At 50.1% G+C, this 25,226-nt stretch carries 18 protein-coding genes; 9 read left to right on the top strand and 9 right to left on the bottom strand.

Annotated features, from left to right (window positions below):
• From BZG83_RS01185 to BZG83_RS01170, 4 genes are all read left to right on the top strand, one after another.
• Window positions 1-324 (top strand): ECF-type sigma factor (locus BZG83_RS01185; protein WP_241828266.1); only part of this gene is annotated, 324 nt, incomplete at its 5' end.
• A complete protein-coding gene (locus BZG83_RS01180) occupies window positions 321-1,871 on the top strand; it encodes a hypothetical protein (RefSeq protein WP_077479050.1) in 1,551 nt (516 codons plus the stop codon). The genes BZG83_RS01185 and BZG83_RS01180, both read left to right, overlap by 4 nt.
• 203 nt (window positions 1,872-2,074) lie before the next feature.
• Window positions 2,075-4,426 carry a hypothetical protein gene (locus tag BZG83_RS01175; protein ID WP_077479049.1) on the top strand — a complete coding sequence of 784 codons (2,352 nt, stop codon included), beginning with the start codon at window positions 2,075-2,077 and terminating at the stop codon, window positions 4,424-4,426.
• Window positions 4,427-4,550: 124 nt separating this feature from the next.
• Window positions 4,551-6,818, top strand: coding sequence for a TonB-dependent receptor plug domain-containing protein (locus BZG83_RS01170; protein WP_077479048.1), 2,268 nt, complete (start codon window positions 4,551-4,553; stop codon window positions 6,816-6,818).
• 89 nt (window positions 6,819-6,907) lie between these two features.
• Here BZG83_RS01170 and BZG83_RS01165 read toward each other — a convergent pair whose 3' ends face one another.
• The 3 genes from BZG83_RS01165 to BZG83_RS01155 form a co-directional block, all read right to left on the bottom strand.
• Window positions 6,908-8,062, bottom strand: coding sequence for an amidohydrolase (locus tag BZG83_RS01165; protein ID WP_077479047.1), 1,155 nt, complete (start codon window positions 8,060-8,062; stop codon window positions 6,908-6,910).
• Between the two features lie 117 nt (window positions 8,063-8,179).
• Entirely contained in the window at window positions 8,180-10,327 is a 2,148-nt protein-coding gene (gene pta / locus BZG83_RS01160; RefSeq protein ID WP_077479046.1) for a phosphate acetyltransferase, read from the bottom strand.
• Window positions 10,328-10,434: 107 nt separating this feature from the next.
• Window positions 10,435-11,631 carry an acetate kinase gene (locus BZG83_RS01155; RefSeq protein WP_077479045.1) on the bottom strand — a complete coding sequence of 399 codons (1,197 nt, stop codon included), beginning with the start codon at window positions 11,629-11,631 and terminating at the stop codon, window positions 10,435-10,437.
• A gap of 357 nt (window positions 11,632-11,988) precedes the next feature.
• Here BZG83_RS01155 and yfbV point away from each other — a divergent pair, with 357 nt between their 5' ends.
• On the top strand, window positions 11,989-12,438 hold the full coding sequence (gene yfbV, locus BZG83_RS01150) for a terminus macrodomain insulation protein YfbV (protein ID WP_069589343.1): 450 nt from the start codon (window positions 11,989-11,991) through the stop codon (window positions 12,436-12,438).
• 144 nt (window positions 12,439-12,582) lie between these two features.
• Here the strand turns inward: yfbV and BZG83_RS01145 are convergent, their stop codons facing one another.
• From BZG83_RS01145 to BZG83_RS01135, 3 genes are all read right to left on the bottom strand, one after another.
• Complete coding sequence (locus BZG83_RS01145) at window positions 12,583-13,533, bottom strand: ChaN family lipoprotein (protein WP_077479044.1); 951 nt, start codon at window positions 13,531-13,533, stop codon at window positions 12,583-12,585.
• Entirely contained in the window at window positions 13,530-14,378 is an 849-nt protein-coding gene (gene rlmA / locus BZG83_RS01140; RefSeq protein ID WP_077479043.1) for a 23S rRNA (guanine(745)-N(1))-methyltransferase, read from the bottom strand. Before rlmA ends, BZG83_RS01145 begins: the two co-directional genes overlap by 4 nt.
• Before the next feature lie 143 nt (window positions 14,379-14,521).
• The gene (locus BZG83_RS01135) at window positions 14,522-15,022 is read right to left on the bottom strand and encodes a YfbU family protein (protein ID WP_069589346.1); all 501 of its coding nucleotides are present in this window, start codon (window positions 15,020-15,022) and stop codon (window positions 14,522-14,524) included.
• A gap of 172 nt (window positions 15,023-15,194) precedes the next feature.
• Here BZG83_RS01135 and BZG83_RS01130 point away from each other — a divergent pair, with 172 nt between their 5' ends.
• Both BZG83_RS01130 and BZG83_RS01125 read left to right on the top strand, forming a co-directional pair.
• Entirely contained in the window at window positions 15,195-15,860 is a 666-nt protein-coding gene (locus BZG83_RS01130; RefSeq protein WP_077456177.1) for an energy-coupling factor ABC transporter permease, read from the top strand.
• 229 nt (window positions 15,861-16,089) lie between these two features.
• A complete protein-coding gene (locus BZG83_RS01125; RefSeq protein WP_077479042.1) occupies window positions 16,090-17,277 on the top strand; it encodes an MFS transporter in 1,188 nt (395 codons plus the stop codon).
• 93 nt (window positions 17,278-17,370) lie between these two features.
• Here BZG83_RS01125 and focA read toward each other — a convergent pair whose 3' ends face one another.
• Window positions 17,371-18,828 (bottom strand): formate transporter FocA, encoded by a 1,458-nt coding sequence (focA, locus tag BZG83_RS01120; RefSeq protein WP_077479041.1) that lies wholly within the window; start codon window positions 18,826-18,828, stop codon window positions 17,371-17,373.
• Between the two features lie 203 nt (window positions 18,829-19,031).
• Here focA and BZG83_RS01115 point away from each other — a divergent pair, with 203 nt between their 5' ends.
• Window positions 19,032-19,937 carry a LysR substrate-binding domain-containing protein gene (locus tag BZG83_RS01115; protein ID WP_069589352.1) on the top strand — a complete coding sequence of 302 codons (906 nt, stop codon included), beginning with the start codon at window positions 19,032-19,034 and terminating at the stop codon, window positions 19,935-19,937.
• Window positions 19,938-19,992: 55 nt separating this feature from the next.
• On the opposite strand, the gene pflA is transcribed toward BZG83_RS01115, so the two are convergent.
• The gene (pflA, locus tag BZG83_RS01110; protein ID WP_077456180.1) at window positions 19,993-20,733 is read right to left on the bottom strand and encodes a pyruvate formate lyase 1-activating protein; all 741 of its coding nucleotides are present in this window, start codon (window positions 20,731-20,733) and stop codon (window positions 19,993-19,995) included.
• Between the two features lie 333 nt (window positions 20,734-21,066).
• Here pflA and BZG83_RS01105 point away from each other — a divergent pair, with 333 nt between their 5' ends.
• The gene (locus BZG83_RS01105; RefSeq protein ID WP_077479040.1) at window positions 21,067-22,689 is read left to right on the top strand and encodes a methyl-accepting chemotaxis protein; all 1,623 of its coding nucleotides are present in this window, start codon (window positions 21,067-21,069) and stop codon (window positions 22,687-22,689) included.
• A gap of 168 nt (window positions 22,690-22,857) precedes the next feature.
• Here BZG83_RS01105 and pflB read toward each other — a convergent pair whose 3' ends face one another.
• Window positions 22,858-25,134 carry a formate C-acetyltransferase gene (gene pflB / locus BZG83_RS01100; protein WP_077456182.1) on the bottom strand — a complete coding sequence of 759 codons (2,277 nt, stop codon included), beginning with the start codon at window positions 25,132-25,134 and terminating at the stop codon, window positions 22,858-22,860.
• Window positions 25,135-25,226: the final 92 nt, after the last annotated feature.

Here is a 25,226-nt window from a genome sequence, read left to right as displayed (position 1 = left end):
TCATTCTATCTCATGGCTGCAAAAATTATCCGTCAGGTATTGATTGAACAAGCAAGAAAATTACATGCTAGTAAGAGAAAATCGACCAGAATTTTCGTAGATAAAAATCAGTTGAGTGGATTAGATAGAATGCTAGTTTTTGATATGGAGCTCGAGAAGTTTGGGCATCGCTATCCTAGGCAAGCTGATGTTTTAAAAATGAAGTATCTGGTTGGAATGAAAGTGGATGAAATTAGCCAGACGTTGAGTTGTAGCAAAAGCTTGATCGAAAAGGATCTTAAATTCTCGAAAGGATGGTTTGCATCGAGGATGCGTGCTCAATGAAGCGGAAGCTATTTGTTATAACGTGTATTTTATGTGTGTCCTTCTTTATCTTAAGACCAGAAAGTGAAGGTGCCGAGGAAGAAGCAACAAAGACTCAATCTGAGACAGTTGAAACGCTAAAAGGAAAAAATAAAGCGTCACTCCCTTTTTTCTCACCAGCTCCTTTATTAGTGACTGAGCAGGATATACAAGTAGAAGAAACGTCAGAAGAAACAATTTTCCAAGCTTCTATCGCTCCAGTCAAAAAGCCAAAAATATCTCCCGGTGACAGTGTTGAGGATGAAGTGGCATTGTTGACGACACAAGCGTCGTCACGAGAAGTGGTTGGTTATCAGAAGCCTAGTAACAGCAAACCAACCATCGATCCTCATGTTTTTTCTCAAATATCTGCGGAGGTTGCAACGTGGCGCTTGGAACAAGACGTTGCCATGTATCATCGGGTTTCGTTCCAAAATTTATTTATTGATGCTGAAGATGATTTCTTAAGTTATCAAGTCGGCATTGAGGGAGCAAAAACACAGTCTATTTCTGTCCGGTTATCATCAAGCCAGGTTGTAGTGAGCGGCACGCCGAATGATCATCTGGAGCGCTTAACTTTAGTAATCAGGGCGCGAGATAATCACCATGGCAGCGGTGAAGAGAGTTGGGCCGTTGCTCGTTTTCCTTTGCCGGGGATTGAGGACAAACCTGATAAGGCAGAGGTGCTTGTTGACCAACCCTTGTATCGTTTAACAACTACACGGATTCGCGATGAAAATGGTGTCGCTTATGATATCTTGCAATGCGAGGTTTTCTTACTTCGTGATGATGCGGTTTGGTATGCCATCGGCCGAGATCGTTTAAAATGTCCAGATATATCAAATATCGCGCAGCGGGGAGCTTACAGAGTTGAAGGTGATGCTGTTTTAATCCAGTTATCGCGTGAAGCTGGCGAGATCACTTGGTTACTGCGCTTTGATTATGATGCTTATTATGGGCCAAGTGCACATCACTACTTGGTTACGCAACGACGTGGTGGGCAATACCAAACCGATACGTTTTTTGATAACAAACGGGCGGCAGAAGCACGGTTGAATATGCATACCGGACGGCATATCTATGAAGGCCGTTATTTTGACCACTTGTTAATGGATCCTGAGGGTAACTATTACTTGGTGGGCATGATGAATTACATCTACAACGTCCGTATTGATGATCCAAGTTATTATCAGCCTGCAGACTCCGATTTAAATATTACCCATCCTATTCATAGTATGACGTGCGCTGACATTGAACGCTGGTATGGCTACTCAGTGTTGATTGGTCCATCACAATACAACACGCTCATCAGCACAAGTGGTGATCCCATGGGAAATTATCCTCCTCAGTGTGGTACGTACCAGCAAACGCCGACGAGAGTGGCGCTCTACCTAGACTTTTCTTTTGATCCGAGTGATATACCGATTCATGGGCGTATCTACTCTTACTTGTTACACCCTAAGCCTGAATATAAAGATCGCTTAGAAACGTTTAAGATCAATCTTCTCTATGCTGAACCACAGGAGTAGTATGATATATAGACAGATTTTATCTATTTTGGCCTGATTTTTATTCGAAAAGTGGCTTTGAGATAAAAAAGACTAAAAAAAATTACGGTTTTTGTATAGCTTTACGTCCCTTGTGCTAGCAAGGTGTTAGCAACAAAATGAACGAAAATGCGCAGTTCGCTTGATCGTGCGCGTAGTTTTTGCAGTTTATTTCAGGGACAAAGATGAATAAAAAAACACTTCTTGCGGCATCCGTTGCGATTGCATTGACCGGTTGTAATGGCTCTGGCTCTTCTGAGCAATCAACTCCATCGAAAGATATGGTAACCATTACGGCAATCGATGGTTATTTGAGTAATGCTGTCGTTTTTATCGACCAAAATAACGACGGTAACTGGAATAAATCCGAGCCTGTTATCGCACAAACGAATAGTGATGGTAAGGCTCAGGTTGCACGTGAAAAGATTAAAGAAAAAGGACCTATCGGGATACAGATTATCGCTGAAGGCAGTCCTAAACTGAGTTGGCTCGAAGAGTTAGGCTTGGATCCTCAAGCGACGATTGACCAAGATTTGAAAGGACAAAAGCTCAATAAAGAAGTCGCATTAATGGCGCCGAGTTCTACTCTTAAGAACAAAAATGTTGTTATTTCACCATTGTCTGATTTGGTCGCAAGTAGAGTGCGCCAAGGTGAAAGTGAAGACGTCGCAATCGACGCGGTGCAAACGGCATTAGGTATTGAAGACTCAGCAGAAATCTTCGATGACTATGTGGGCAAAAATAAAAAATTGCATAAAGTTGCTCAGGTACTGACAGTTTCAAAGGCTGACAGTAAAGCTGAGTATGATGAAATGGCTTTAAAGATCGCTGATCGGGCGGTCCAACATGTTGATACCTTGACTGATGAGCAGTTGGAAGATGCGACGTATAAGCCAGTAATTACGCGCGATAATAACAATGACAGCTTTACGGTCACTGAAAACCACACAGTAAAAGTAAACGCCGATGCCTTAGCTAAACTACAGGCAAAGCTGAGTGACAAAACGAAATCATTAATGGATACCGACAGTTTTCCAGTCATTGATTTAGATATTGCGGAGCTATTCAGTGATAAAGATACTACAGCACCAGTAGCGTGGTCGGTAGACTCATTGTCGCCAGATATGGGGATTCAGATCTCTTATCGCGAGAATACACTTAAGCTTTCGAGTAATGGTGAGGCGTTAAAAGCAGGCCCTGTTGTTCTAACCCTTTTGGCCGACGATTTTAACAGTGATAATAAAAAAGTTGGTAAACAAGCAGTGACACTTCAGTTCACAGTTGGCACATCAAACAAAGCGCCAGTTGTGGATACTCAAGAAAAAACCGAATTGCAGGATATCCTTGATAATTGGTATATCCAGCAAGGTGACGTTTTTGAGCAATCGTTCAGTGTTGCAGCTCTGTTCAAGGACGCCGATGGAGCGATCCAGTCTTATCACGTCGATCAGTTTAATCTCGAGGGTCTCGTTGCCTCCGTGGATAAACAAGGTCTCGTACGTATTACGGGTGTCCCGAAACATGCGCGTCAGTCGGGGACAAAACTCGTTATCTCTGCGAAAGATAATAAAGGGGCGATGACGTCAACCGTGTTCTCCCTTCCTGACGTTAAAGAGGGCTATCAGCCACCAGTGACTGAACCAGAAAACGGCTTTACCCAAGCGTTATTTAACGATAATCGCGTTTGGAAGATGGGTAGTTTGGCAGATTCCGATGGTGAAATTGGTTATGCCATGTTCCTACAAAATGGTGGAGATTATCAGTTTTGCTGGGGCGGCAACGACGAGGAGCCCGACGCCTACAAGACAAACATTAGTCGTAAGACCGATTGGTCATTAACGAATCCACAATCTGTTCAACAGATGTTGGTCTCTCTTGATCATGTAATAGGCTATGTTGAGTATGAACATAAACGTTGCGGTAGTGTGACATTGAACGAAGGGAAATTACAATTGACCTTAGATGGGGCAGGTGAATCGGTAGTGATGGAGCGTCTCTATCACCATGTAGACGCTGAGGGTCAAGAGCAATTGATTATGAAAGCGTTTAATGATGAGTTGTTCTGGCTAGACTCGTCAGATACTCCTTTTTATCAATCAGCTCAGGTTGACTCATTTGTTTACCCTGGTGTTGAAGAATATCAATTGATGGTTGAGCAAACCGGTGTCACCCAAAGTTTCGATGGGGAAGATCCGATTTTGCAATACTCGATATTAATGAATCGCTTCAAAAGCAATGGTTACTACGAATCTCAATCCATCGACTATAAAACACAGTCAAAAGATGACTTTTTTACCGGTGGTCAATGGCGTGTTATTCAAGATGAATTCGGCAATGAGTTGCTTATTCAACAAGAATCGAGTGAGGATCAGAAAAAACGTCATCGATACATTAACCGCAAAATAGGCGATGTTTTAGTGGGGATTTCGTGGTCTCAAGATAACGGTGGAACGTCGTTGCCAAACTACAGCCTTTCTAGTGATAACAAGCAGGTGATGCTAGATATCATGGACAACCTCCCGTTAATTCAAGAGTAATTGAATACAAGGTGTTGTGAAGAGCCCTCGTTGAGCGAGGGCTTTTTTGATCACAAATAACGCTATAAAATGATAACCATTTGCATTATCATCTCCGTCGCTTTTTATTGACGGGGAATGTTCAATGCAGTTAAAGCCAATCGCCTCTTTTATTCTTACCTTTTTTGCTTTTCCTTCTCTCGCACTTGCCGCACCGGCAGAGGATGCCTCTGAAAACGATGCGCCTATCGATACCGTGGTGGTCAATGCCGATCGCTTTTCCGATGCGCTGATGATGCGTGAGGATTTGGATAAGGTTCGCGGGATCAGTAACGCGGATGTCTTTTCGGGCAACACCAGTATTCAGCTCAATAACATCCATAACGAAGCCGGTGCGATTGACCCCGGTATTCGTGGTTTGCAAGGGCATGGGCGGGTTGCGATGCTGATTGATGGCAGTTTGCAGTCGACACATACCTCGCGTGGTTATCAGGGAGTGAGTGATCGTACCTATATTGATACCGATTTATTGTCTTCGCTGTCGGTAGACAAAGGCGCCACAATTGGGCGGTCGCCTTATGCCAGCGGCGCGATTGGCGGCACCATTACCGCTACCACACTCAATGCGACAGACATTGTTCGTGATGGCGAGGGCTTTGGTGCGGTGGTGAAGCTACGTGCCCACAATAACGCTCGTTCGCCGCGAGTGAGTAACGATGCTACGGAACAACTGCGTTATCGCTTGGCCGACCGCAGTGATCATCAAGGGTTTGATAACGGGTCTGCAATGGTAGGGCTAGGGTATCAGAGTGATGGGCTTGGTGGTGTGTTGGCATTTAGCCATCGCAAAAAGGGCAACCACTTTGCCGGTAAAAAGGGCATTGAACGCTACGAAGAGCCTGTGATTGGTGCGGGCCAAGAGGTGGGTAATACCAGCTTTGAGAGTGATTCTTGGCTCGCCAAATTGGACAAAGAATTCGGCAATGGTCATCAGGCAGATATCAGCTATCGGCACCACTACCAAAAGGCTGGCGAGGTGCTGATGGCCTACTGGTATACCGATGAGCGGGAAGAAGGCACCGTTATGCCCCAATGGGGATTGGGGACGGCGGATGTGGATGCTTATAGCGCGAATTATCGCTACACCTCGCCATCGCAAAGCTGGCTGAATCTGCATGCGAATGCGTGGCACACGTCCGCCAAATTGAACCAATACAACGGGCTCTGGGCGAAAGGCAGTAATGCAGAGCAATATCTGCACGAGTATCAAAACGACCGTCATGGCGCGAGTATCGTCAACCGCAGTGAATGGTCGAGTGTGCCGGTGAGTGTGGATTATGGTGTGTCTTACACCAAAGAAACCCTTGAACCGCGTGGTGACACCGACAAGTTTTATACCAGCGAGCCGACCTCTCGCCACGGTAAACGCTCTGAGTGGAGTGCGTTTGCCAATAGTGAAATCGATCTCGCGCCGGTGACCGCAAAGCTTGGGGTGAACTGGCATGAGGCGCAATCGCTGGATAAGCAAACCCAGCAATCCTTGCACTATCGCGGTGAATGGGACTTATTGGGTGAGCTGCATTATGACATCAACGCCTCGGCGTCTGTGTTTGCCAAACTCTCTCGCACGGCGCGGTTACCGAGCTTGTATGAAGTCACCATTTCTAACGAGGTATTTAGCTACAACCCGTATAACCCGCTGGATCCTGAAGTGTCGTTTAACCAAGAGTACGGTGTTAGCTTAGATGGCCGAACTTGGTTGCAGGAACTGGGGCTTGCGCAAACACGCCGTGCTGCCATGACGGTGTCTTACTTTAATAACCATGTCAGTGATTTTATTTCGGGTGGTGTGCTCGATCGCACGCCGGGGATGCCGTCTTGGCGCAGTAATTTTACTTTTACCAATTATGATGAGCTGTCGCTGTCTGGCATTGAGCTGCAGGCACATTACGCGTACCAAGGCTTTTATAGCCACTTCTCTGCTACGTTTTACGATAGGGTGCAGGTGTGCTCGCAAGATCAGGCTGAACGTTCAGGCATGGACCGCTGTAATGGCTTAGGCTTTGCGTGGGGCACCACACCGACTCGCATTCCACCTGAGCGCAAATGGCACCTGAACATTGGCCATAAATGGTTGGATGATCGGCTCGATATTGGCACGACAGTGCGTTACCACAGTGGCAAGTCGAACCCTGCCGATTGGCTAACAGGCACCGGCGCCGCAAGCCCTGTGGTGGCAATCCCATCAGAATACTTGGTGGATATTTATAGCCACTACGACATCACGCCGGATGCCAGTGTCTTTATTACGGTCAATAATCTAACGGACCGTTACACCATTCAACCTGGCTCGGTGGTGAGCATGCCGGACCCGGGCCGAACCATTACCATCGGCACCCAGTGGTCGTTCTAAGGGTGATGCGTTAGCGCTGACTTGGCGTTGAGCAGGATGAACAGGCCTTTGCGGATTCCGTAACAGGCCTGTTTTTATTTTACCAGTGTTCATTCTGTCGCCGGAGGCGGCGCCATGCCATGATGCCGTGTCACCAAGGCGCAGAATAGGTCATGTGCCGTCGATAAAATCGCATCCGGAAAGTCATAGTCAGGGTTGTGCAGCTGTGGATGATGCTCTCCGCTGCCAATCCCAAACAACGCGCCGGGCCAACGGGCGAGAAATTCGGCCACATCTTCTGACCATCGCATCGGCTCGGTAAGTGTTTGAACTGACAACCCAATAGTTTGAGCGGCGTCAACCACATGGGCGTGATGATCCGGATGGTTGTAGGCGGCGACAAAAGGCTCGTGCCATGCAATGGATACCTCTAGCCCCGCGTGCTGCGCGATTGCGTTAATCGAGGCAGTCAGGCTGGCTTTCATCGCGTGGAAAGTAGCGTTGTCATCGCTGCGTAGCGTAGCCATCACGGTGGCATCACCGGGCGAAACGCCAAAGGCGGGTTCACCCAACTGCGCGTGTACTAGGGTGACCAGACTAAAGGCTGGGTGATGTTGTTCCGGCAGTTGCATTAAGGCGGTCATAWCCTCTGTCATGGCACTGGCTGGACTGATACCGCGTTCTGGATAAGCGGCATGGGAGGTTTTGCCACGAAGGTGTATCGCGACGCCGGTTGACGCGCAGGCAAAGGTGCCTGAACGCACTACGATGTGATGTTGAGCAAAGCCCGGCAGATTATGAAAGGCATAGACTTGATCGATCTCTTGCGTCGCTAAGCAGGGATCAGCACACATGCGTGCCGCTCCTTCACCGGTTTCTTCGGCGGGTTGAAAAACAATAAGCACCTTGCCTCGCTGTGGCGGTTGTTGCGCGAGGGTGCGCGCCACCATTAACAAAGCGGTGGCGTGGCCATCGTGGCCGCATGCGTGCATGACGCCTTCATGGTTTGAGGCATAGGTACAGTGGGTGCGTTCATGGATGGGAAGCGCATCAAAATCGGCACGCAGTAAGGTGGTGGGGCCGGCTGCCTTGCCGGCAATCTCAACCACAATACCATGTCCACCAATCTCGGTGTGAGGCGTAAATCCGAAGGCGCGCAATTGGGCGGCAAGGGTGCGCGCACTTTGCACTTCGTGGTTGGACAGTTCAGGGTATTGGTGCAGGGTACGGCGCAGGCTCACGGGATCAAATAGAGTGGCCATCATCGACTCCAAAACAAGGATGGACCCTTATGCTAGATCGGGTGAGGGCATCGCGTTGTGAACCCAAACGCAAAAAAGCCAGCAACGAGTGCTGGCTTTTGAATCAAGACGAGGCGAAGCTTACGCTTGGCCGTTGTCTTCTGCTTGTTTCGCTTGGATAGCGGTCAGTGCGACAGTGTAAACAATGTCGTCTACCAAGGCGCCGCGAGACAGGTCGTTGACTGGCTTACGCATGCCTTGCAGCATTGGACCAATTGAAACCAGCTCAGCAGAACGCTGTACCGCTTTGTACGTGGTGTTACCTGTGTTCAAGTCTGGGAAGACGAACACAGTGGCTTTACCCGCAACTGGGGAATCAGGCGCTTTTGATTTCGCGACATTTTCCATGATCGCTGCATCGTACTGAAGCGGGCCATCAATCACGAGATCAGGACGCTTCTCTTTCGCGATACGGGTGGCTTCGCGAACTTTGTCCACGTCAGCCCCTTTACCTGAACTACCGGTCGAGTAGGAGATCATCGCCACGCGAGGTTCAATGCCGAATGCCGCAGCAGAGTCTGCAGATTGAATAGCAATTTCAGCCAGTTGTTCCGCGTTTGGATCCGGGTTGATCGCACAGTCACCGTAAACCAGCACTTGCTCAGGTAGCAGCATAAAGAACACTGACGATACCAATGAGGCGTTCGGTGCAGTTTTGATGATTTGCAGCGGTGGACGGATGGTGTTGGCGGTGGTGTGAACCGCGCCAGAGACCAGACCTTGAACTTCGTTGGCTTCAAGCATCATGGTACCCAGTACCACGGTATCTTCGAGGTGTTCTTGCGCGATCACCTCTGTCATACCCTTGCTCTTACGCAGTTCAACCAATCGGGCAACGTATTTGTCGCGGACTTTGGCCGGATCGATAATTTCAACGCCAGCGCCCAGTGTTACGCCTTGCTGCTCAGCAACACGTTTGATTTCTTCTGGGTTACCCAGCAGCACACACTCAGCAATTTTACGCTCAGCACAAATCGCCGCTGCTTTAATGGTGCGAGGCTCATCGCCTTCAGGCAGTACGATACGCTTCGCCGCTTGGCGAGCCAATTCGGTCAGCTGATAACGGAAAGCCGGTGGGCTTAGGCGACGCTCACGGTTAGAGCCTTCAGACAGAGACTCAATCCAGTTACCGTCAATGTGGCTCGCTACATAGTCGTTCACAAACTCAACACGCTCTTTGTCGTCAGCCGGTACTTCGAGGCTGAAGCTTTGCAGGTTGAGAGAGGTCTGCCATGTGTTGCCCGCGGTGGTGAATACTGGCAGGCCAGTTTCGAAAGCACGATCACACAGTGCTTTGAGCTGATCTGGGATAGCATAGCCACCAGTCAGCAACAGGGCACCAATTTCCACGCCGTTCATCGCAGCCAAGCAAGCAGCGACAATCACGTCAGGACGGTCAGCAGAGGTCACCAGCAATGAACCTGGGCGGAAGTGTTCCACCATGTTTGGAATTGAACGCGCACAGAAGGTGATGCTCTTGATACGGCGCGAGTGAATTTCACCTTCGTTGATGATGGTGGCATTCAAGTGTTTCGCCATATCGCTAGCACGGGTAGCAATCAGGTCGATTTTCCACGGCACGCAACCTAGCACACGAATTGGGCTAGAGTTGAAGATTTGCATAACTTCAACGTTGGTTGGGCGTGCAGCATCTGCATCATCGAAGATTTCGGATAGGTCTGGACGGGTACGGCCAGCATCGTCAACAGGCGCGTTAAGCTTGTTGATGATCACACCAGAGATGTTGCCGTTTTTGCTGCCACCAAAGTTGGTGCAAGCAAATTCAATGCGCTCTTTCAGCTGGGCTGGGTTGTCTGTGCCTGGGGTGGTCACAAACACGATTTCCGCGTCCAGCGTTTTGGCGATCTCGTAGTTGATTTGGTTAGCGAATGGGTGGTTACGCGTGGTGACCAAGCCTTCAACCAATGCTACTTCCGCGTCTTTTGTCGCACGAGTAAAGCGAGCCAGCACTTCTTCCAGCAGGACATCTTCCTGATCAGAGCGCAGCAGATTTTCCGCTTCGTGCATAGACATGGACTCGGCTACCTTCATGTCACTGTTAGCGTGAATGATTTCGGTAGTGAGGTCAGTCACATCAGTGTCGCTGCCGTGATGTGGCTGGGCAATAGGTTTAAAAAACGAGACGCGAACGCCCTTACGCTCCATCGCTCGCATTACGCCGAGGCTGACGCTAGTCAGGCCGACACCCGAGCCGATTGGGATTAGCATAATAGTACGGGACACGTTGACTTCCTCTTACTATCTGATGGATGTGCCGGAAAGCCGGCACAAATACAAAAACGGCTGAGTGGAATCAGCCGTTGGAAAAGTGAGCCTTACAGGCCAGTCAGGCGCGCAGTGTCTTGCGCAATCACCAACTCTTCGTTGGTAGAGATAACCATGGCTGGTACACGGCTGTTGTCAGTGGTGATCACACCTTCGCCGCCGAAGCGTGCTTTTAGGTTGCGCTCTTTATCCACTTCCACGCCCAGAAGGCCAAGACGCTCAAGCACCAATTCACGGATTGGGCCAGAGTTCTCACCGATACCACCGGTGAAGACGATCGCGTCAAGACGGCCGTCTAGGCTGGCAGTGTAACCGGCARCATATTTCGCCAAACGGTGGCAGAATACGTTCATGGCACGGGTCGCTTCTTCTTTCTCACCGTAGTTGTCTTCAACAAAGCGGCAGTCAGAGGTCACTTCGGTCAAGCCTTGTAGGCCAGACTCTTTGGTCAGCATGGTGTTGATTTGCTCAACGCTGTAACCCAGTGCATCGTGCAGGTGGAAGATGATCGCAGGATCAAGATCACCTGAACGCGTACCCATCACCAAGCCTTCTAATGGAGTCATACCCATYGAAGTGTCAACGGATTTACCGTTTTTAATCGCACAAACAGACGCGCCGTTACCGAGGTGACAGTTGATGATGTTCACTTCTTCTACTGGCTTGCCAAGTTGCTCAGCAGCCGCGTTAGCAATAAAGAAGTGAGAGGTACCATGCATACCGTAGCGACGGATACCGTGCTCTTTGTAGAGCTTGTATGGCAGCGCGTAAAGGTAAGACTCTTCTGGCATGGTTTGGTGATACGCAGTATCGAACACAGCCACGTTTTTCAGCGCAGGGAAGGCTTTCTTCGCTGCTTCAATGCCCACGATGTGTGCTGGGTTGTGCAGCGGTGCGAAGCTTGCTGCATCTTGGATCCCTTTTAGCACTTCATCCGTAATCAAGGCTGATTGGGTGAATTGCTCGCCACCATGTACTACACGGTGACCAATCGCGCCCAGGTTCTCGGCAAGCTCAGGTTTTGAGGCGAGAATGGTGTCAACAATAAAGGTCAGGGCTTCGGTATGGGCCGCGCCAGCGCCCAGTTGGGCTTCGTGTTTACCGTCCATTTTCCACTTAATGCGGGATTCTGGAAGGTTAAGACATTCGGCAAGACCGGTAAGATGCTCTTCACCAGATTGTGCATCGACAATCGCGAACTTCAAAGAGGAGCTTCCGCAGTTGAGTACGAGAACCAGCTTTGACATGTATGACTACCTATTTTGTCGTGAGAAGTAGAGTGTGTAACTGAAAAGGATAGTGGACAAACTGAGACACTACCTTTTCAAAAAAGAATTATCTCATGCTTTGTCGCGGGGAAAGGATGCATCTTATCCGTCCTGGATAGGCATTCGCTCCATTGAGCACAACCGGATTAGGTTGCGAGACAATCAAATCCGAGCAACAATGATAAAGTGCGCTAAGGATAGCGGGACTTGATACAGATAACAAAAATTTTTTGAGTAATACTGGCTATTTTTGAAAGTTTTTGAACATTTTGTTTAGTTTTTATTGTAAAAGTTTAGTGACAGCCATCGCGGTCACGCTAAGCAAGTGAGGTAGGTATGGCAACGAACAAGTCAATCTGGCGCTGCCTGCAAGACGGCCAAAAGTATATGAAAGAGTGGCCGATGCGTAAGGAGCTCACCCCGGTATTCCCAGAAAACCGGGTGATTAAAACCACGCGTTTTGCGATGAAAGTAATGCCTGCCGTTGCTGCCATCAGCGTGTTGTTGCAAATGGCGACATATAACTACCAAGGGATGCCGCAAGCCATGATTGTGGCGTTGTTTGCGCTGAGTTTGCCGCTGCAGGGGCTTTGGTGGTTGGGTAAGCGTCGTGATACGCCACTGCCGCCGGCGTTAGCAGGCTGGTATCGCGAATTGCATCAGAAGATCACCAGCCAAGGCCATGCCATGCAACCGTTGAAAAGCCAACCTCGCTATAAAGAGCTGGCCCAAGCGTTAAGTCGCGCGTTTAAAGTAGACCGCGCTGCGTTGGAGCGTTGGTTCTAGCCACGCACCCTTTTTGATATTGAGAATACGAAAACGCCGACCTGCGGGTCGGCGTTTTTTATGGGTACTGTTTGGTAGCTAGGCGTTTTACAACACAAAAGCTTTTTGCGTACAGCCGGCGCTGACCAACAGCGTGAGGACGCGTTACTCACACACCGAGGAAGACGTGCCTTTCATTGCGCTAACGGCCTCACGCATTTCATCCATTGAGCGCCAACGTGCAGGAAGAGGTTGCACCTTCAAGCGGAAGTCTGGGGCGTTATCGGCAAGCGGCGCCTCATCACTGACGGGAGTGATTAATGCGATACGCAGCTTGTTGTTGCGCTGACGAATTTGTTGTGCGGTGCCAAGCCCTTCGGCAATGTGAAAGCGGCCAGCCACATGGACAATTTGTGTCTCTGGATGCGTTTGGTGATAGCGCACCATGCTTTCGGCCATGGTGGCATCCCAAGCTAATTGGGCCGCGTATTGCGATTCGGTTTGACTCGGGGTGCCGTGGTGCATATTGGCTTTAAAAACCGATTTGTACTCTGAGTCACGGGTGTCGATGGTGTCTGCAAACCATGCACGTTGCGCCGCAGGAAGTGTATCGAGATAACTCAGCCCTTGTCGCCCAATGCAGCTCACCATGCGTTTGGGAGCGTTGGCGGCAAGCACGTCGATATTATGCTGTTTGGCAAATTCAATCAGTGGGCGGTAGCTGCCATCATAGTTATCCCATGCGTTGGCCTCGCGTTTAAAGTTATCTTCGCCCAGCTCGTCAGCCAGATAGCGGTTGAGCACAGGCTGGGCATCGCGGCTAAATTGTTCCATGGACAACGCAACAGCATGGCGCTCAGACAAGGCTTGCAACAGCTCTGTTTGAAAGCGGTGTACCCCTGGATGACCATGCCATTCACCGATTAAGACGATATCCGCATCATCCACGTGTTTGGCGACCTCTGCCAAGGTCAGTGCTTTGCCGTCGGAGGTACTGACTTGATAATCAAATAGGGTGTTAAGCGCTTTTGGGGCAGCGCTGGCTGTTGATGCCAGACAAGCCAAGCTCGCGGCTAACAGCCAACCACGCGCTTTTGTAGCAAACGTTCGGTTCATGGCTTGGGGGTCTCCTCTGAGTGGCTGTCCGTACCTTGGTGACGATAGACGCGCAATGTAAAGTCTGCTTCGCACTCGAAGGCGTCGCTGTTCGCTAAGGTGTCACGCCACGCGTCGCTGGCACGCCATGCAAATGGTGTCATTTGCAGTAAGGTGAGTGCTTGCTCACCGGCGAGCGTCATGGTGTAGTGCAGGGATTGCTCCTTCTCAAGCACAAAGTTGGGCAGCGTTTCTGGCGGTGTTTCATGTAACCGCACATCCTGATAAATCCCCGCTTTGAGTTGATAAAGATGACGAGGGCCGGGGGTGACGGTGACCACCACACCTTGCGGTTTTACCGCGCGGTCGAGCTCTTCGCCATTACAGGGCGCATAAATACGCACGACGCCATCGAGGCTGTTGTCGTGAAAGGGCAGTCGCTGTGAGGAGGCCACTGAAAACTGACACTGTGGATACCATTTGGCGGCATAACGGACCGCCACCTTGGCGATATCAAGGCCGTGTACGGACCAGTGTTTGTCCGCAGTTTGGTCGGCAATCGCGTGGGTGTAGTAGCCTTCGCCGCAGCCTACGTCCAAGATGGCTTTGTGTTCGCCATCCAGCGCTTGGGTTAGCGCATCAATCATCGCTTGCTGCATCGGCGCATAATGCCCTGCATTAAGAAAGGCGCGACGCGCTTGCGTCATGGCTTTGTTGTCACCTGGATCTTTGGAGCGTTTAAATTGAACCGGCAGTAGGTTCAGGTAGCCTTCTTTGGCTTGATCAAATTGGTGGTTGGCGTCGCAGTGAACACCACGCGCGTTAGTGTGCAAGGTTTGTTGGCACAGTGGGCATCGATAAATCATGGTTGGTCAGAATCTTGGCTTTGATGCGCTTTAGGGTACGGCGTTGTTAACGGTTCGACAAGCCAGATAAGCCAACCAAGGGGACAATCCATCAAAAAGCCGCCCAATAAGGCGGCTTGATGCTGAGATTCAGCGGCGAGACATTACGCGTTGAGAATACGCTCAATCTCGGTCAGGCTTAAGTGGAATTGGCGCGGGCAGTGGCGCCAAATTTCGAGCATTCGGCGGTATTTTTCCAGCATGGGCATCTGGCTATTAAAGCGATGCTCGCCTTGATCGAACTGGGTATATAGCCCTTCGGTATCAACCAAGAAGCGCACGTAGTGCACTAACGCGCCTTCCGTAGCGGCATCAAAGCCCCAGAATTGGACGCGGCGTGGTGACAACGCGGCTTGGCTGGCGTCATCTAATAGGTTGTAAGAGGCCTGCATTGCGTGGTGCATTTCCATAATATCAATCACTTCGCGGCACTGGGTTTCACACAGTGCTTCAAATTGACTGATCACCTCTGCCATTTGTAATGCGTAGCCGCGCTCGATAATGGTCTGCAAACGGCGATATTTTTCACTGTTTGAGGGATCGAGGTGGCACATCAATTGGTATTGGTTAGATAAAATAAGACGTTGAGCAGGGGTCATATCCATCGCGGTTGGCCTCTTCACTAATAAAGGTAAAATAGCGTCTATCAAAGATGACAAACAATAAGAGAAGATTATCAGTTGCGCGATGGGCAAATCTTGATCTGGACCATGTCCGTAGCACGTTTTTCACCCGCTCATGTGCAATTGTTGATTTTGCCTTTAGTAAGGATGCGATATGAGTGATTTAGCCGCGCTAAGTGGCTGGCAATGGCTGGGTTGGATTGTGTTTGTGGCGGTGCTTTATGCCACCTACCCACGGGAGTTTTTCCCCAAACTCCGTCAGGAAGTTGGCTACCAGCATTTGGCGTTTTCGTCCGCGGTTGTACTGTTTGTGCTTTGGGCCTTGCAAGCAGGGATCAAAGAAGGGCTCGATATCCACTTTTTAGGCGTCACGACGCTGGCTCTGTGCCACGGCTGGCGAATCGCCATTTGGATTACCACGGTGCCTTTGACGCTTATGGCGGTGTTTGGGTTTGTGCCTCTTGGCGATATTGGTATGACGGCCTTGACCACAGCCGTGCTCCCCATTCTGTTTAGCTATGCCATTTTTGCGCTGAGTTATCATTACTTAACGCGCCATTTATTTATCTATATTTTTATTGCCGCTTTTTTGGGCGCTGCGCTGACCATTGTGTTTCAGCTCTCGGTGAGTTCGCTATGGTATTGGGCGGCGGACCGTTATAGCTGGCAAGAAATTGTCCACAATTACCTGCAAATTGCGTTGCTGATGTGGTTCCCTGAAGCGCTACTAAATGGGATGGCGGTGACCGTGATGGCGGTGTATCGGCCGCATTGGCTACGCACCTTCTATGATCGCGAGTATTTATCGCCTGAGCGATAAAAAAAGACGTGACACCTGCTGACAAAGTCGTTAAAAAAGCGGGGAGGTGTTACGTTTATCCCTCTGACTTTCTGGCGTTTTTATCTATAGACGCCCGTGAATCCTTCCATCAAAATTTTTTATCATCAGCAAAGAAATTACTCGCTTTACCTTGGCGAAAAGCGGCGTCATAGTGCGCGCGTCTCGGCCCGTTCGTGCCTGATTTCTCCAATATAATGAGCGTACTTAAATGAACAAGACTTCCTCTGTGTCTCATGGTGGTTGCGTGACTCCGTCGGCTTTCCCTTGGGTGCCGTTGGTGAGTTTAACCGGCTTTGCGATTGCCAGTGGCTATTTGATGAGCTTGATTCCGCTTGCCCTTGCACCTTTGGGGTTGGCGCCGCATCTGGCCGCATGGCTAGCCAGTGCGTTTTACGCCGGTTTGTTATTGGGTGCGACGTTCAGTGCACGTATTGTTGCTACGCTGGGGCATCGCCGTGCGCTGGTGATGTTTTTGGGTATTGTGCTGCTCTCCATTACTGCCATGGCGGCGATTAAAGGGCAGGGCGTCTGGTTGCTTGCGCGCTTTGTGGCGGGGGTTGCCATTGCCGGTGTCTTTGTGGTGGTTGAGTCTTGGTTGCTGATGGCCGACTCTGATCGCCAGCGTGCGAAGCGATTAGGTTTTTACATGGCGGCCTTGTACGGCGGTAATGCCTTGGGACAGCTCGGCGTAGGTTATGTCGGTGTGACCGGCAATCAGCCTTATTGGCTCATTGGTGGACTGATTACGCTTGCGATCATGGTGCCTTTGTTTGCACGTCATGGGGAACCTCGCCATGAGGAAGGCCATAGTGCACGTTTAGGTTCGCTCAAATCTTTGCGTAAAGCGGCCTATATTGGTTGCTTGGTGTCTGGGCTGACGCTCGGTGCCGTTTATGGCTTATTGCCATTGTATTTGGCTGAGCGAGTCAGTGATCATCAACAAGTGGGTGCTATGATGGCGCTCGTGATTGTCGGCGGAATGGCCGTACAGCCCGTTATTGGTCTCGCATCGGCAAGAATGAGTAAAGTGCTGCTGATGACATGGCTATGTGTGATTGGCACCGGGGCTGTCGCCTTAATTGCTTTTGCGGGCAGTCAATGGCAAATGGGTATCGGATTAGTCGTGTTGGGTGCCGCTGTGTTTGCGATTTATCCTGTGGCGATTACCTATGCCTGTGTTGGGCTGGCCGCTGAGAAAATCGTGGCGGCCACCGAAGTATTGCTGCTCGCGTACAGCGTCGGCTCCGTATCAGGCCCGTTGCTGGCAGATAACGCGTTTTCTGGCACCAATGGTTTGATGACCTATTTAGCCGTTTGTTTGTTAAGTACGGCGGTTTATATGTTGGTGATGTATGTGAAAGAGCGTCGTCAAATGCCCGACCTCAGTGCGGCCTGACATCGTTCAAAACAGATAAGGCAACAAACGATAAAGTAAACGCCCCAGTCATTGGCTGGGGCGTTGTTTTATGAGGCTTAGCGTCTCTGTGTGTTACGCGGTGACGAGTCCTTCTTTGGCGTCGGCTGGCAAGATATCCATGGCATTGCCATACAAGGGGGCTAGCGCTCGGACCACATCGGCTCGAGTAATCACACCAACCAGCTGATTATCGCGCATCACTGGATAGATGTAAGGGCGCGAGACCGTCTGTGTTTTCGCACGCTCTAGCGCGGATTGATTGGTAAAGTGGGTGGCGATTCCGGTATCGCTGACCGGATAAACCACTTTGTTATCAATGCTCATATATTGCGCCAGTTCAATCACTGATTGTTCGGCATCCACGGTTTGTACTTCAGTGCGCATCAGGGATTCAACTTTGGCATCCATATCCGGCTGGTAATCGTTCCACCACAGGTCGACCAGAACATCTTGTACCGAGAAAAAGCCTACCAGATCACCGTCATCGTCGAGAACTGGAGCGCCGGATAGTTGGTATTGGTTGAGCTTTTCTAATGCATCGGCGACATACTGGCGTGCGCTTAATGCACACTGAGCGGGTTTCATGTGTTTTTCGATGGTTAATGTTTCTTGGGTCATAATCGCACTCTCAGAATAGGAAGCCGAAGGCAGAGCGAGTGAAGCAATCTGCGCTGTTTTCTTTTCTCTTTCAGGGTTAATAATTAGCCAGTAGCCCATGCCGACCAGTCCTGCGCCCCCAAGGATATTGCCAAGGGTGACAGGGATCAGATTGGCGCTGATAAATCGGGCCAAGTTTAAATCGCTAAATGCCTCTGGGCTGGCTCCCACCGCCTGCCAAAAACTGTCAGGGGCAAAGGTGGCAATACTCATGCCCAGTGGCACCATAAACATGTTGGCGACACTGTGCTCAAAGCCGGTGCTGACAAACATGGCTACGGGCAAGATCACCATTACCGCTTTAGTGAGTGGGTTTTGCGAGGTAAACGTCATCCAAATCGCAAGACAAACCAGTAAGTTACAAAGCACACCCAGTGCAAAGGCTTGGATCCAAGTGTGATGGAGCTTGTGTTGGGCAACGTGCAGCGCGTTGAGTCCCCATTGGCCGTCATCAAGCTGATATAACCCCGCGGTCATCACGATCAACACCAACAACAAGGCGCCGAGTAAGTTACCTAGATAGACTCTCGCCCAGGTATGCAGTAAGCCTGCGGTTGAGATTTTGCCGTTGGCACGCGCCAGCATGGAGAGCACGGTACTGGTAAACAATTCCGCGCCGCCCAGTACCACCAGAATCAAGCCCATGCTGAATGCTAATCCACCCAGCAAGCGGGTGATCCCCCAGCCAGCGTTGCTGCCAGTGGTAACCGTGAGATAAAACACAAATGCCAACCCGATAAATAAGCCAGCCATCATTGCGAGCCCAATCGCCATCCGGGTAGATTTGCGGGTTTTGCTCACCGCATACTCTTCAGCTTGGGCAAGTAACGCCGCGGGCCCTTCGGGCTTTTTGATTTGAGTTGCAGTTACCATTGGCTGTCTCCTCTGGCGGCACACTCTGCCCGAGGGCTAAGACATATCAACATACAGGTTGTACTCCTTTTTAGACGGATTGTGAATACATCCAGACTAAGCGGCGCGATATAAGGAGTAAAATTGATATTGCTTAGGGTAATAATCACAAAAGTTGATAGTGTGGTGTCATTGAAATCAGGCATCGTAGAAGGGTAAAAAACATGCGCTACTCACTGAAGCAATTAGCCGTTTTTGAAGCGGTTGCAGCCAGTGGCAGTGTGAGTCGAGCCGCCGACCAATTGGCACTGACGCAATCGGCCACCAGTATGGCCCTGTCACAATTGGAAAAACTATTGGGTCGGCCGCTGTTTGAACGGCAGGGAAAGCAAATGCAGCTGACCTACTGGGGGGCATGGCTACGTCCGAAGGCGCGTCAGTTATTGTTTGATGCGCAGCAAATTGAAGCAGGATTTGACGGCCAGCATGTTGTCAGTGGCGATATTGCCTTAATTGCCAGTCAGACGGCGGCCGAGCATCTTATTCCTGACCTTATCAGTATTATTGATAGTGACTTTCCAGAGCTTAGAATCGACTTTACGGTGAAAAACACCCAGAAAGTGATCGACAGTGTGCGCCAGTATCAACATGATTTGGGGATCATCGAGGGGCGTTGCGACGACAGCCGCTTAAAGCAACAAGTTTGGTGCCATGATCATCTTGTCGTGGTTGCGGCAAAGCATCATCCTTATGCGCAGCTTGACCACGTTAGCTTGGCGCAACTCGAGCAGGCGCAATGGGTATTGCGTGAACCCGGCGCAGGGACTCGGCATAGCTTTGATAGTGCGATTCACGGTGTGATTGAAGATCTGGATGTGCGCCGCGAGTATGAGCAAGTACCCGTACTGAGAACCTTGGTCGCAAACTCGAGTTATCTCAGCTGTTTACCGTACTTGGACGTAGAAAAATGGATTGAGCGAGACGAGCTGGTGGCTTTGAATGTCCCTGAGCTGAATATGCGGCGGACGCTTTCGTTTATTTGGCGGGCAGATGCGGCAGCGAACCCGTTACGCGACTGCATTATTCGCGAAGCAACACGGATGACCAAAGCGCGTCGCCGTGATATGTAGTACAAAAAAGCCGGCCCAAAATGGCCGGCTATTCGTGATTTATCTAAGGGATTTATTAGTAGGTGACCGTGTGGCCATAACTACTAATGATGTTTTTGACGTTATCCATCACTTCTTTTGATGGTGGAGCAACGTCCTGCAGCTCGTAATCGTAGCCGAGCGCTTCCCATTTGTGGGCCCCTAATTGGTGGTAGGGCAGTAACTCCACTTTCTCGATGTTATCCATCTCTTTAATGAACTGGCCAAGACGGTGGGCAGAGTCATCATCGTCGGTATAACCCGGGACAACCACGTAACGAATCCACGTCTTTTGGCCAATTTTATGCAGGTAGTTGGCAAAGTCGAGCGTGCGGCGGTTTGACACGCCGACTAAATTCTCATGGATTTCATCGTTCAGTTGTTTGAGATCCAACATCACCAAGTCAGTGGCGTCCAACACTTCATCAATCACTGGGGTGTGTTTACGCACGTACCCATTGGTATCTAAACAGGTGTGGATCCCTTCCGCTTTCGCAGCTTGGAAAAAGTCACGCACAAACTCAGGTTGAAGCATGGCTTCTCCCCCTGAAGCGGTTACACCACCGCCCGACGCCGTAATAAAGTGGCGATAGGCGCGCACGTCTTTCATGATTTCATCGACGGTGACTTCTTTACCGCCATGCGTGTCCCATGTATCACGGTTGTGACAGTATTTGCACCGCATTAAGCAGCCTTGCATAAAGACAATAAAGCGGATTCCAGGACCATCTACGGTACCACAGGATTCAAACGAGTGGATGCGACCAACTGCCGACATAAGTGTCTCCAGACTGCGAATTGCTATGTCGTTATTTTATTACAAAACCCGGTCTTAACGTAAGGGAATTCGCGCCTTTTTCGCGATTTTGCAAGTTGTCTGAATCGCCGTTTGCAGTGCCTACCAACTTAGATCACAGTTCCATTTTTTCGTCTCATCACAATGAGATCACACCGAGGAAAAAACCATGTCGACATTGAGGTAACTCTTATGTGTGCCCAAACTTACGTGCAACATATCGAGAAAGCTGACATAGACTGGTAGAGATGTGCGTGAATACGTCGAGGGCTTGCTGCGTTGACGTGTTGAAGCCGAAAAAGTTGGGAATCAATAATGAAAAAAATTAGTGATTTAAGGGTAAAGAACAAGCTAATTGCACTTATGTTAGTCGCCATTGCATTACTTGGCGCAATCAGTGCCTACACCATTTCAAAAGAAAAAGACCAAGCCTATGCCGAACGGACAGCCTCGTTACGCAATAACGTGGAAGTCGCTGAAAGTGTGGTGAACTACTATCGCCAGCAAGCGGCGCAATTGGGTGAAGAAACCGCGAAGGCGCAGGCGATTGCTCAGTTAAATAAACTGCGTTACGACGGCGATAACTATTTTTGGATTTTAACGCCTGATCTCACCATAGTGACGCRTCCTCTCAAGCCTAACTTAAACGGGACCAGTGCGAGTGAGATCACCGACGGTGATGGCCGCTTTCATTGGCGTGAAATGGTAAAAGTGAGTCAACCGCCGGAAGGTGGGGTGCTGGATTACACGTGGCGCTCGCCAGAAGGGGAGTTAAAACCCAAGATCTCTTACGTGAAGCGCGTGAACGGCTGGAATTGGATCATTGGTTCAGGCGTGCACGTGAGCGATATTGAAGAGCAGTTTATTGCCTCGGCGTGGCAGATTGCGGGTATGACACTTATCGCAGCGGTGATCTTGTTAGTGGCGGGCGCCTTTGTGAGCCGTGATATCGTGATGCCGCTTGATGAGCTGGTGGAAAAATTTGACCGAATTGCCGGTGGCGACCTGCGTGTGCAATGTGGCTACACGCGCGAAGATGAAATCGGCAAATTGGCACGTCGAATGGATACCGCGATGACCAGCGTCCGTGAAGCGTTACGTATCGCGCATGACGAAGCCAAACAATCGTCGACGATGGCGTCGTCGATTGCGTCGGCCAGTGAGCAAAGTGCGCAAAGTATCCAGTCGCAGCGCGCTGAATTGGAGCAACTGGCGGCGGCGATGAACGAAATGACAGCAACGGTGGCGGATGTGGCTGACCATGCAGAGCAAACCGCCCAAGCGACCAATGAAATTGCCGATATGGCCGAAGTGGGTAACCACAAATTAGACAGTACGGTGGCGAGTATTCGCGAGGTGGCGGAGCGTATTGCCAGTGCCGATAAGCTAGTGAACCAAGTGAAACAAGGTGTGATGCAAATCAGTGATGTGGCGGGAGTGATCCAAGGCATCTCTGAGCAAACCAACCTGTTGGCATTGAATGCGGCGATTGAAGCGGCGCGAGCGGGTGAGCAAGGCCGTGGCTTTGCGGTGGTTGCCGATGAGGTGCGCTCGTTGGCGCAAGGCACCCAGAAGTCGACCACTGAAATTCAAGGCACCATTGAGGAGCTGACCAATAACGCGATTGAGGCAGCCGAAGCGATGACTTCGAGCCATCAATCCAGTGAAGCAAGTGTGGCGACAGCGCTCGAAACACAGCAGCAGCTTAAAGACATGGTGGCGGCCTTGCATCAGTCTAACGATCGTGTGGTGCAAATTGCGGCGGCTGCAGAGCAGCAAGGCACTGTCTCAGAAGAGATGAACCAGAATGTGAGTAACATTCATAACTCGGCCAATGAAGTGAGCGGTGCGGCCACTCACCTTGCCGAACAAAGCCAGCTACTGGCTGACTCCGCGCGAGAGTTAGATAGCAAACTCGATCACTTTGAGGTGGTGTAGCACCTGAGTAAACAAGCGACGTTAGCAACGGATGGGCTTTGGTTGGCACTGAGGTGGGTTGCGGATTAAATCGTGAAAGGGAAAGAGTGATAAATAAAAACCGCCAGCATTGCCGGCGGTTTTTTCTTTTTAGAAGCCCTTATTGTGTGAAGGGCTCTTGATCATCTCTTACAGTGAAGAGGTGAAGGTACGAGTGATGACGTCTTGCTGCTGCTCTTTGGTCAGCGAGTTAAAACGTACCGCGTAACCAGAAACACGGATAGTCAGCTGAGGATAGTTCTCAGGATGTTCCATCGCGTCGAGTAGCATTTCACGGTTCATCACGTTCACGTTCAAGTGTTGGCCGCCTTCTTGACCGCTTTCATGGTGGAAGTAACCATCCATTAGACCGGCAAGGTTAGCGCGCTGGGTGTTTTCATCTTTACCCAGAGCATTTGGCACGATAGAGAAGGTATAAGAGATACCGTCTTTGGCGTGGGCAAATGGCAGTTTACCAACCGAAGTCAGTGACGCAACCGCGCCTTTTTCGTCACGGCCGTGCATTGGGTTAGCACCTGGTGCGAAAGGCATACCTGCTTTACGACCATCTGGCGTGTTACCGGTTTTCTTACCGTATACCACGTTTGAGGTGATAGTCAGGATAGATTGCGTTGGGACAGCGTCACGGTATGTTTTCAGTGAACGGATTTTGTTCATGAAACGCTCAACTAGGTCACAAGCGATTTGGTCAACACGCTCATCGTTGTTACCGAAGGTTGGGTATTCGCCTTCGATTTCAAAGTCGATTGCAATACCGTCTTCGTCACGAACAGGTTTCACTTTTGCGTATTTGATCGCAGACAGTGAGTCAGCCGCTACCGATAGACCCGCAATACCACATGCCATGGTACGACGTACGTCACGATCGTGCAGTGCCATCAGCGCCGCTTCGTAGCTGTATTTGTCGTGCATGAAGTGGATGCTGTTCAGGGCAGTTACATATTGCTTCGCCAGCCAGTCCATCAGGTGATCCATGCGGTCCATGACTTTGTCATAGTCCAACACTTCGTCAGTCATTGGCGCGTGTTCAGGCGCAACTTGGATTTTCAGCTTCTCATCGATACCACCGTTGATGGTATAAAGCAGGGTTTTCGCCAAGTTGGCACGAGCACCGAAGAACTGCATATGTTTACCAACCACCATTGGTGATACACAACATGCAATTGCATAGTCGTCTGACTCAAAGTCTGGGCGCATCAGATCATCGTTCTCGTACTGGATAGACGAGGTATCGATAGACACTTTGGCACAGAATTTTTTGAAGCCTTCAGGCAGTTTTTCAGACCAAAGCACAGTGATGTTTGGCTCTGGGCTTGGACCCATGGTGTATAGGCTGTTAAGGAAACGGAAGCTGGTACGAGATACCAGAGTACGACCGTCTAGACCCATACCGGCTACTGATTCAGTTGCCCAAATTGGGTCGCCAGAGAAGAGATCATCATACTCAGGCGTACGTAGGAAACGAACCATACGCAGTTTCATCACGAAGTGGTCGATCAGCTCTTGCGCTTGTTCTTCAGTCAGTTTGCCAGCGGCCATGTCGCGCTCTAGATAAATATCTAGGAAGGTTGACGTGCGGCCCAGTGACATTGCTGCACCGTTCTGGGTTTTTACTGCACCTAGGTAGCCGAAGTAAGTCCACTGAATGGCTTCTTGCGCATTTTCTGCTGGGCGAGAAATATCACAGCCGTATTTCGCTGCCATTTCTTTAAGTTGGCCCAGTGCACGGTACTGCTCTGCAATTTCTTCACGCAGTTGCATGGTCATTTGCAGATCTTCGCCGTTTTCGAATTTCTCTTGCAGAGAATCGAACTGCGCTTTTTTGTCTTTCATCAAGAAGTCGATACCGTATAGCGCGACGCGACGGTAATCACCGATGATACGACCACGGCCGTAGGCATCAGGAAGACCGGTCAATACGCCAGACTTACGACACTTCATGATTTCAGGGGTGTAGATATCGAAAACACCTTGGTTATGGGTTTTACGATACTCGGTGAAAACTTTCTTCACTTGTGGGTCAAGCTCACGGCCATAAGCGTGGCATGAACCTTCTACCATGCGGATACCGCCGTAAGGCAGCATGGCGCGTTTTAGCGGCGCGTCAGTCTGTAGACCAACAATCTTTTCCAGATCTTTTTCGATGTAGCCGGCGTCATGAGAAGTCAGGGTAGAAACCACAGACGTATCAAAGTCAACCGGTGCATGCGTCGCGTTCTCTTGCTTGATGCCTTCCATCACGCGCGCCCACAGCTGGCTAGTCGCGTTAGTTGGCTCAGAGACTAGGAATGATTCGTCGCCCTCGTAAGGGGTATAGTTTTTTTGGATAAAGTCGCGAACATCAACGGCTTTGCTCCAGTTACCTTCAACAAATCCTTCCCATGCATTAGAAACGTGCTCAGACATGTTGCACCTACCTGTACTCTTTTCAAAAAGAAGTTTATCGGGACCAGGTTCAGTCATAGTGTTTGTCAGTATGGCTGACGCCTGCGACCCAT

The organism is Salinivibrio sp. PR919, from assembly GCF_001995355.1.
Lineage (GTDB): Bacteria > Pseudomonadota > Gammaproteobacteria > Enterobacterales > Vibrionaceae > Salinivibrio > Salinivibrio proteolyticus.
This window is presented reverse-complemented; position numbering and strand designations above follow the sequence as displayed.

Coding starts and splice junctions, on each gene's coding strand:
- rlmA (WP_077479043.1), bottom strand. CDS start 14,378: ATGATTTATCGATGCCCACTGTGCCAACAAACCTTGCACACTAACGCG.
- yfbV (WP_069589343.1), top strand. CDS start 11,989: ATGGCAACGAACAAGTCAATCTGGCGCTGCCTGCAAGACGGCCAAAAG.
- BZG83_RS01130 (WP_077456177.1), top strand. CDS start 15,195: ATGAGTGATTTAGCCGCGCTAAGTGGCTGGCAATGGCTGGGTTGGATT.
- BZG83_RS01125 (WP_077479042.1), top strand. CDS start 16,090: ATGAACAAGACTTCCTCTGTGTCTCATGGTGGTTGCGTGACTCCGTCG.
- BZG83_RS01180 (WP_077479050.1), top strand. CDS start 321: ATGAAGCGGAAGCTATTTGTTATAACGTGTATTTTATGTGTGTCCTTC.
- pta (WP_077479046.1), bottom strand. CDS start 10,327: ATGCTAATCCCAATCGGCTCGGGTGTCGGCCTGACTAGCGTCAGCCTC.
- BZG83_RS01135 (WP_069589346.1), bottom strand. CDS start 15,022: ATGGATATGACCCCTGCTCAACGTCTTATTTTATCTAACCAATACCAA.
- BZG83_RS01170 (WP_077479048.1), top strand. CDS start 4,551: ATGCAGTTAAAGCCAATCGCCTCTTTTATTCTTACCTTTTTTGCTTTT.
- pflA (WP_077456180.1), bottom strand. CDS start 20,733: ATGTCGGCAGTTGGTCGCATCCACTCGTTTGAATCCTGTGGTACCGTA.
- BZG83_RS01115 (WP_069589352.1), top strand. CDS start 19,032: ATGCGCTACTCACTGAAGCAATTAGCCGTTTTTGAAGCGGTTGCAGCC.
- BZG83_RS01145 (WP_077479044.1), bottom strand. CDS start 13,533: ATGAACCGAACGTTTGCTACAAAAGCGCGTGGTTGGCTGTTAGCCGCG.
- BZG83_RS01175 (WP_077479049.1), top strand. CDS start 2,075: ATGAATAAAAAAACACTTCTTGCGGCATCCGTTGCGATTGCATTGACC.
- pflB (WP_077456182.1), bottom strand. CDS start 25,134: ATGTCTGAGCACGTTTCTAATGCATGGGAAGGATTTGTTGAAGGTAAC.
- focA (WP_077479041.1), bottom strand. CDS start 18,828: ATGGTAACTGCAACTCAAATCAAAAAGCCCGAAGGGCCCGCGGCGTTA.